Consider the following 8,647-nt stretch of genomic DNA (forward strand, 5'->3'; position numbering starts at 1 on the left):
TTCGGTCATATCGTACTCGAATTTGAAAGGCGTGATCAGCCGGTAATGATTCGTATCCGCATTGAGGATCACGTCGATCGGCTCTTGCGCCGCCAGCAGGTTGGCGAGATGGCCCGCCGGATTCGTATCCGGGGATTGCACGTAATTGACCGTGATATGAGGAAATTTCTTTTGAATCGCATTTCCGTATTGCGCCATCCAGTCGTCCTTCAAGTCTCCCGAGTTCGGATTATAAAACGTAAGCGTTACCGGCTCTTTCGGCTTATCCGCCGGCGGCTGCGCCGGATCCGAATTTTTGGCCGCATCGCCTCCTCCTCCCGAGCCGCAAGCGCCCAAAATGAGAGCAAACGACAGGAAAGGCAAAACCGCTTTCGACACCCTTTTATTGACCATCTTTATCTCCCCTTCGGTAAAGTTCAATTCCCCGGTATACGTTGCATAAGCCCGATGATTTCGTTCAGCCCGGCCTGAAGCCCGCTGCGCACCGGTTCGCTCGCCCATTTATCTCCCGTCTCCAACGAATCGACGACCTTGTTCAGGAAGTGCACGGCTTGATCCCGGCGTCCGGCCTGCCAATGGTGAACCGCTTGCCGCAAATCGTTGCTCGTCTGCTTGTATAGCGGCTGCCCCATGCTTCCGTCGGCAGCCGAATCGTCGATACGCTCCATCATGCCGGCCAGCGCCAGATCGGGGTTCGTGTACCTCCACAGCTCGTGCCTTTTGCCTTCGATACCCGAGCGCATGTACAGATCGCCATTCCGGTCTACCGTCAGATTGGAGAATTGGCGGGTATTGTCCAGAATCGCCACTTGCTTCGTCTCCCCGTCGATGCGGAAAAACACGCCGCGCGCCGTTCCGTATACGTTGCCGTCCTTGCCTGTCGCCATGAACGCGTCCGTCCATACCGTACCGGCATAGCGGATCGGCATGACCTCGTGCGTTTCCGTCACCGTTCGGGCAGCGGGATCGAAAATAAACAGGACTCCCTCGTCAAAGCCCCATATGTTGCCGTCCGGACCGACGATAAGCGACGTGACGGCCTGCTTTCCGGTTACGGGGACGATTTCCAGCTCCTTTTGACCGGTCGCCGCATCCCATACGAACAGCTTTCCTTCCTTCGCCGTCGGAGCCGGCGCGCCGTAAGCGCCCCAAATCGATGTGCCGCCGTACACTTTGCCGTCCTTGTAGGCAAGCGTGATGATGCTTTGATCCTGCACCAGATTTCGGTACGTCTGCAACGATTTCGTAGCCGGATCATAGACGGCGAAAGCTCCGCCCAGCTGGCCGTATTGGGGGACGGTACCCATAAACAGCTTGCCGAGCTCCTCCGATGCGACCATGCCGAACGGGCGATCCTGCAGGCTGTCGGCCGGCAGCTTGGCGATTTCGGCGGGATTCCCCGTTCCTGCAGGCCGCGACGTGTCAAACATCGCCAGCCGCGCTTGCGGATATATTCCGAAGTAGAGCACGTCTCCGATGGCCGTTATGCCCTCGGCTTGGCTGATTCCGAGGGATCCCGGTTCCATGACGCCTGTTGCCGGATCATAAATCCCGACTCCGCCCTGCGTCCCCGAGGCATACACTCGTCCGTCCGGTCCGCCCGCGATCGAGCGAATCTCGATCGGCTGACCCGGCACGTCGATCGTTTGGCCGCGCTGCTTCCCCGCCGCGAAATCGTACGTAACCGCGGCATTGTAGCCCGCCCATGCGGACAATGTGTAGGCCGGCGATTGCGGAGTCCCCGTTTGAATCATTCGCGCGGATTTCCAGCCGTTATATTTGCCGAACCGGAAGACGGACTCGGTTTGCTTCGTGGCAAAGTTGTATGCATGCACGTAAGCGTCACCCGGAGTGAACAGGTACGCCTTCGTTCCGTCCGCGGAAGGAATAACCTGGGACGATACGCCTGCACGCGTATATTCGATCGCCTTCGTCAGCTTATCCATCACGATCAGCGTGGACGTCTTGTTCAGTTGGATGAACAGCTTGCCTCCGATCAGATCGATGCTGTTCGGGTATTCCTCGACGGACAGAGACGCCGGCATCCCGTTCGCGGATACCGCGCCGGTCGCGGGATCGAATTCGACCAGCTTGTTGCCCGTTCCCGTCCCGACGTAGAACAGTCCGCGTTCGGCATCGTAAGCGGTCGCCCTAATATATTTCTCGCCCGGCACGAGAGTGCCGAAATTGCGGTAGGCGCCGGTCGCCGGGTCGTACTCGAACATCTTGCCCCCCGGATAAGTCCCTCCGTACAGCTTGCCGTCCGGACCGTTCGTCAGGCCGTAAACATAAGTCTCGCCCGCGATCGGTTTGCCCAGCGGCTCCAATTCGGCGGTTCCCGGTACGTAGCGGAACAATTCGGCCGATCCGGTCGTTCCGATGTATACGTTCCCGTCAGCCCCGGTTATCATGGACGGAGCGCTGGACGTTCCGGGTATTTCGATCACTTTGTCCACTTGGAGCGTGAGCGCGTGAACGGAGACGAATTGCGCAGGCGAGCCGTTAACGGAGGCGCTGATGTAAGGCGTCCCGTCGGGACCGTCGAATGGCGCGCCTCCGACGCCGACTACCCGCTTGAGCGGCGTCCCGAGCATCTCGTATGCGCCGGGTACGGCATCCTGCGCGTCGACCGGCTTCGGCCCCGTCGCCGTCGTACTGAGTCCCAGCATAAAGACCAGCAAGCAGGTGCCCATTTTTTTGGAAAGTTTCATTTGAAGATCTCCCTTCCCTTCATAGGTTGAAGCTTCCTTATGCCGTCAGCCCGGAAGCGTATACCGCCGCAGCCTCGTCTTCCCGTCCGAGAAATAAAGCCGTCCTTCGCGATCCTCGGCCAGAAACCGCGCTCCGTCCTCCACGAGCCTTTCCAGAGAAACGGTCGCCGGATCGTAACGGAATAAATGCATTCCTTGCACCGTTCCGTAAAGGGCGCCGTCTCTGCCGAAACGCAGGGAGGCGTCTCTCCATATCGACTGCTCGCCATAGCGGAGCTCCGGGAACAGATGCGCCAAATGCACATAGGTCTCATCGGCCGGGTCAAAGGCGAACACGTAGCCTTCCGACATGCCCCACAGCAAGCCGTCCGTTCCGAACGTCAATGCCGTAATCGCTTTCAGTCCGGGCGCCGGCAACGGAATGCCCCTGGCTTCCTCAGTGAACACGTCGAATACGAGCAATTCCGCTTCGCTCCGGGCAGGCTTGATGCCGAGCCCTCCCCAGACGTTCGTCCCTCCGTACAGCTTGCCGCCGCGATAGACGAGCGTTACGATACTGAGCTCCGGCAGCGGGTTGCGATACACTTTGCGCGCACCCGACCGCGGCTCGAAAGCCGTAATGGAGCCTCCAAGCTTGCCGTAGCCGCATATGGTGCCGATGTACAGCACATCGCCCCCTACCGTCAGACCGTACGGCCGGTCCTGCTCCTCGGCGGACAAATTGAACAATTGACGCGGATTGCTTCCCCCCTGGGCCATCGTCCAAGGCTGCGCCGGGTCGTATTCGAACAGCTTTGCATGCGGATACACGCTGAAATACATTTTGCCGCCGACCTCGGCGATATTTTCCGTCTGCCCGACTCCCTTATGTTCCGTAAAAAGTCCGGTAGACGGGTCGAATATGGAGGTGCCTCCGACCAGAAACGCCCCCGCGTAGATTTGACCGTCGGAGCCGGCGACGACACACTGCACGTTAGTCGGCACGCCTTCGATGTCCAGATCGGTTATCCGGATCGCCCCGGTCGTCGGATTGTACTTGAATATGCGGGTTTTGCCCATCCGGCAGCCTGCCCCGATCAACGTCCGCCCGGGAAACGATTCTTGATCCGCCAGTTGTACGAAGCTCAGCTTAAACGGCGCTATAGTCGTATCGATCCCGAGCGACACCGACTCTCCGGTCCCGATATCATACCGGTGAATCGTACCCGACGAGGTATAGTATACGGAGCCCTCGTACTCCTCGGATACGCCGAGACTGCCGACGTTCGGCACTTCCCGCTCCAGTTCCTCCGTTACCCGGCCTTGGCCGTCGAGAGCCAACCGGTATACGAGCATCCGGTTGGACGGATTCAGCCGGACGAACAGCCTCCCACCCTCGATGTTCAAGTCGTATACGAACTCGTCGTTCCGATACGACTCCGGCAGTAGCTCCTCGGTATGTCCGGCATCATGCTCGTAACGTTTCAGGCGCGGGTGGGAGCCGATCCCTACATACGTGACGCCGGCTTCCGACCAATGCGCGAGACTGCGCACATAATGCTCGCCGGGCTCGAACGGCTTCGGTCCATGGACCCGGAATCCCCCGGCCGGGCTGTACTCGTAAAACGCAGCTCCCGGGTACGTCCCCCCGTACACCGCGTCATCCCCTGCCGGAATGAGCGAATACCCGAACGTCGTCTCCGGCGTAGGCTTTCCCAACGTCTCCAGCTTGCCGTCCGCCGGAGTGTACCGATACACGTTCCCTTTATTGTGGGAAGCGACATATACGCTGCGATCGTTCGCGACCGTCATCGTAAATCCGCCCATCGCATCGGGAAGCCGAATCGCCTTAAGCATTCGTTCTTCGTCCAGATCGACGATGCCGAGCCGGGCATCTTCTCCTTGCGCGCCGTCCAGCGACAAGTACATGATCGTGCGGCCTTCCCCGGTTTTCACGAAGGCGGCGGCGTGGGAGGTGGAATTGTGGATGGGCGCTCCCAATTCCTCGACCGTCCCGAACGGAAATGTGGCGGACCGTTTCACTTCAACGGGTTCAATGGCTGTTCGATTCAATGCATCAGTCTCCTTATCGGTTCGTATGGTCGTACCGGATCACCATACCCATCGTTTGCTCCGGCAGCTCTTTGTATTTCCCGTATGCGCCCAACACTTCTTGTAGCGGGTATTGGTCGTAGATGAGCGGTTCGATCCGGATGGCCCTGTTCTCCAGCAGCCGGATGTATTCTCCCATGTTGCGTCCTTCCGTCCAGCGGACGAAGCCGATCGGGTAGTCGTTGCCGTGGAGCTCGTAGCCCGGATCGCCCCTGCCCGGACCTCCCGCTTTGGATACCGTCAGGTTCGCTTCCTTGGCAAACAGCAAGCTGCGATTGAAATCCATCTTCATATCGCCGACAACTACGACATGTCCGCGGTCCCTGACCCAGCGCAAGGCATGGTCGATCAAGCTCCCGTCGGCACTGTTCGCGCAGAGCAAAACCGCATCCGCGCCCGCTCCTCCCGTGCTCCCGCCCGCAACTGCGCCCATTTCGTCCAATCGCTCCACGACCGTACATGCGGGCAGCATCGCTTGCAGCTTCCGCCTTCTTTCCGGAATCAGGTCATGTGCTATGACTTGGAACGATGCTGCATGAGCGATTTGACAAACAAGCTGCCCGATGATGCCGAGTCCGACCACCGCGACCGTCTCGCCGAAATGGAGCGCCGCCTTGCGAAGCGCATGGATCGCGATCGCCCCGAGTCCGACGAAGGATGCCTCCTCGAAGCCGACCGATTCAGGAATCGGCACGACCAAATTACGCGGCACCGACAGCCATTCGGCATGCCTTACGTAAGGGCCCCCATAGCAAGCGACCCTTTGCCCCACCGCAAATTCGCCGCAATCTCCCGGATCCGCCACGTAACCGGCGGCGCTGTACCCGAGTGCCGCCGGCCGTTCGTTCGGTCTGCGCGCGATCATCAGCTCGGTTCCCGGACTGATGGCCGAGCAGACGGTTTGAATGAGCGCATGGCCCGCTTTCGGCGCCGGCTTGGGCTCGGTTTCGGTTAGGATCATTCCCCCTTTGGCAACGATGACACGCATGGTTTCCCCTCCATCTTATGTTTTTTAACCACAAACGAATCAAAATTACAATAACGATGTTAATACTCATTTGTGGTACGTATCTGATTGGATTATAACGATATCAAGTAAACGCTGTCAACGGAAAAATCGTCAGCTCGCGTATTCAGCCCATTTGCCGCCGCTGAGGTAAAATCCGACTGCTCCTAACTGTTCCAATTTGTGCGGCAAGTGACAGGCGGCTTATTTTTATTTATAATAAACGTTATGATCAGAATCATCCGATATGACTTTTTTCAATCAGATACGGACTAGGGAATCAGGAGGAACCGGGATGAGCCGGAAAACGAGGCAATCTGTACTGCGGGCGAAGCTGGACGACATGGTCACCGGCATCCGGGAACAAATCGCGAGCGGACAGCTGAACGACGGGGATTTTCTGCCATCGGAGCTGGAACTGGCGGAACGGTACGAGATCAGCAAGCATTCCGTCCGGAAAGGATTGGACCTTCTGGTCGAGCAAGGCTACGTGCTGAAGGTCCCGAGGATCGGCAATAAGGCGAATCGGCCCGAGCAAAAGCCGGCAGCCGTTCTTCGTCTGGGCTATTACCCTTCCATGTGGAGGCAGGCCGCTCTGCCCGAGCTGGTCAAGCTGTACCGGCAGCGGCATCCGGATATCGGCGTGGAGCTGATCCCGATTCCGTTCAAATTCGACGATCTTCATTTGATGCAGCACTATTTGGATTCGGGCATGATCGACGTCGCGATGTTCAACCAGCTCAGCTTCGGGGAGCTGCAGGAATCCGGCAAACTGAAGGAGCTATTGGAGCCGCTGGAACCGTCCGAGGAATTGTATCCGTTTTTGCTGCCGGCATTTCGGGAGGAAGGGCTGCTCCATGCTCTGCCCTTCGTCTTTTCTCCCGTCGTACTCGGTTACAATAAGGACCACTTTGCGGAATACGACCTGCCGGAGCCCGACAGCAGCTGGACGTGGAGCGATCTTCAACGCGTAGCGGCGGAAATCGGCCGGGAAAACAAGCGGGTCGGCTTTTATTATCATGCTCTGTCCGACAACCGTTGGCCGATCTTTCTGCTGCAGAGCGGGGAGCCGTTGTCGGCGGGAGACGCCGGTCATGTCGACTTCTCCGGCTCCGGGGTTCGCGAAGCGATTCGCATGAGCCGTGACGTTTTGAACGACCAAGGCTTGACCTCGCTTTTGTCCCAAAGCGACGGGGAAGCGGAGGAGCTGTTCCGCAACGGGAAAATTACGATGATCATGACGACCTATTTCGGCTTGAACTTGTTTACGGACGCCCCGTTCCGGTTCGATATCGCCCCGCTGCCCGCTCTTCGGACGAACTATACGCTCAACCTCGTCGTCGGCCTGGCGGTATCGGCCAAATCGGCTCATAAGGAGGAGGCCAAGCAATTGGTCCGCGAGCTGACCTCGCTGGACTATCAGAGTCTGATCCGCCGCCGGACGTTAAGCATCCCGGCGCTCAAAAAAGCGGCCGAACGGGGGGCCGATCCTGAGCATCCCGCTCTGGCGTGCGAGCCGTCGCGGTTTATGCTCTATCGGGAAATTATACGCAGCTTCCGGCTCCATTCCGATCTTCAGCTGTCCGGCGAAGCTCTTAAACGGATGCGCAGCGAGCTGAAGCTATATTGGGCGGGCGTTACGGATTTGGACGTCTGCTGCAGCGGCTTGGAGGATGCGCTGGCGGTTCGGCCGATCGGGTGAGCGGCGGTCGGGCCTCCGATTCGGCGATCGGGTGTGCGGCGGCCGGGCCTCCGATTCGGCGATCGGGTGTGCTGGTGTCGAGGGTCGAGGGTGGCGGGGCGATTCCCCGCTCTCCGACGAATAACTGGAAAACATACAGCTATCTGCGACATCGATGGTCGGAAAGGGAATTTAACTGGAAAACATGCAGGTATTTGAACATTATGATTGCGAAACACCCCCTACGGTCCAAACAACTGCATGTTTTCCAGCTATTGGACGAAAAACGGACAATTATCCGAAAATAACTGTATGTTTTCCATCCCGAAACGTTATGTGCGAGCTACCTGTTCCCAGTCCGGCCCCTTCTCCCCGCCGAAGCCATCATCATGCGATAATAAGAAAAACGTCTATCGACTTATTTCGAGGATAAGCGACCGCAATTTAGTTAAACTTGCTGAATCACAAGGAAAAGCGGCCGACTGTACGAGTCGACCGCTTCGTTCCTTAGCTGATGGAAAGACCTCCGCTTGCGTATCCCGTGACCGTATTGAGCAAGGAAAGCCCATCCGCCGTTGCCGAGAATACGAGCAGTAGGCGCGTTTCGGCCGTAACCGGAATGCTCAAGCCTGTCAAGATTCCGCTGCTGATCGTGCCCAATGCGACAGTGCCCGTGAGAGGCGGAGCCAACGATACAACCGCACCCGGAATTGCAGTGAACGTATTGTCAGGCGTGGTCGAGCTGAACAGCTGCGCCGTAATCGTTACGGTCGAACCTACGAGCGCCAGTGCAACCGTCGTGCTAAAATAAGCCGATAGCGCCGTTACTGTGCCGTCACGAGGCATAGAGAAAGCAAAGTTGATGATCGGTCCCAAAGCCGTACCGGTCAGATCGATCGTGCCGCCCGCAAGGTCGATGCCCGTCGCCGAGCTGCCAAAGCCGACAATGCTCGCGGTACCGATAAGTCCACCTGCTATGGTCGTCATAATCGCCGGACCGCCGGAAGCGAACGGAATGATCGCACTGTCGCCGGTTGCTCCCGTTGCTCCCGCCGGACCTGCGTCTCCAGTCGCTCCCGTCGCTCCTGCCGGGCCTGCATCTCCTGTCGCTCCCGTCGCTCCCGCCGGGCCTGCGTCTCCCGTTGCTCCCGTCGCTCC

General features: G+C 58.4%; 5 protein-coding genes and 1 pseudogene. 1 reads left to right on the plus strand and 5 read right to left on the minus strand.

Annotation, left to right across the window (positions count from 1 at the left end; genetic code table 11):
- The 4 genes and pseudogenes from FE784_RS40125 to FE784_RS40140 all read right to left on the minus strand — a co-directional run.
- Nucleotides 1-393: pseudogene (locus FE784_RS40125) on the minus strand (hypothetical protein); the annotation flags it as partial.
- A gap of 23 nt (nucleotides 394-416) precedes the next feature.
- Nucleotides 417-2,711, minus strand: coding sequence for an FIMAH domain-containing protein (locus FE784_RS40130; RefSeq protein ID WP_139607908.1), 2,295 nt, complete (start codon nucleotides 2,709-2,711; stop codon nucleotides 417-419).
- A 45-nt stretch (nucleotides 2,712-2,756) separates the two neighbouring features.
- Nucleotides 2,757-4,763, minus strand: a complete 2,007-nt coding sequence (locus FE784_RS40135) for a hypothetical protein (RefSeq protein ID WP_139607909.1) — start codon at nucleotides 4,761-4,763, stop codon at nucleotides 2,757-2,759.
- Between the two features lie 13 nt (nucleotides 4,764-4,776).
- Nucleotides 4,777-5,790, minus strand: coding sequence for a zinc-dependent alcohol dehydrogenase (locus FE784_RS40140; RefSeq protein WP_139607910.1), 1,014 nt, complete (start codon nucleotides 5,788-5,790; stop codon nucleotides 4,777-4,779).
- A gap of 313 nt (nucleotides 5,791-6,103) precedes the next feature.
- Here FE784_RS40140 and FE784_RS40145 point away from each other — a divergent pair, with 313 nt between their 5' ends.
- The gene (locus FE784_RS40145; protein WP_176706873.1) at nucleotides 6,104-7,510 is read left to right on the plus strand and encodes an extracellular solute-binding protein; all 1,407 of its coding nucleotides are present in this window, start codon (nucleotides 6,104-6,106) and stop codon (nucleotides 7,508-7,510) included.
- Between the two features lie 486 nt (nucleotides 7,511-7,996).
- Here the strand turns inward: FE784_RS40145 and FE784_RS40150 are convergent.
- Nucleotides 7,997-8,647, minus strand: a 651-nt coding sequence (locus tag FE784_RS40150) for an exosporium glycoprotein BclB-related protein (RefSeq protein ID WP_281287219.1), incomplete at its 5' end; no start/stop codon positions are given.

This window comes from Paenibacillus hemerocallicola, assembly GCF_006265175.1.
Lineage (GTDB): Bacteria > Bacillota > Bacilli > Paenibacillales > NBRC-103111 > Paenibacillus_AB > Paenibacillus_AB hemerocallicola.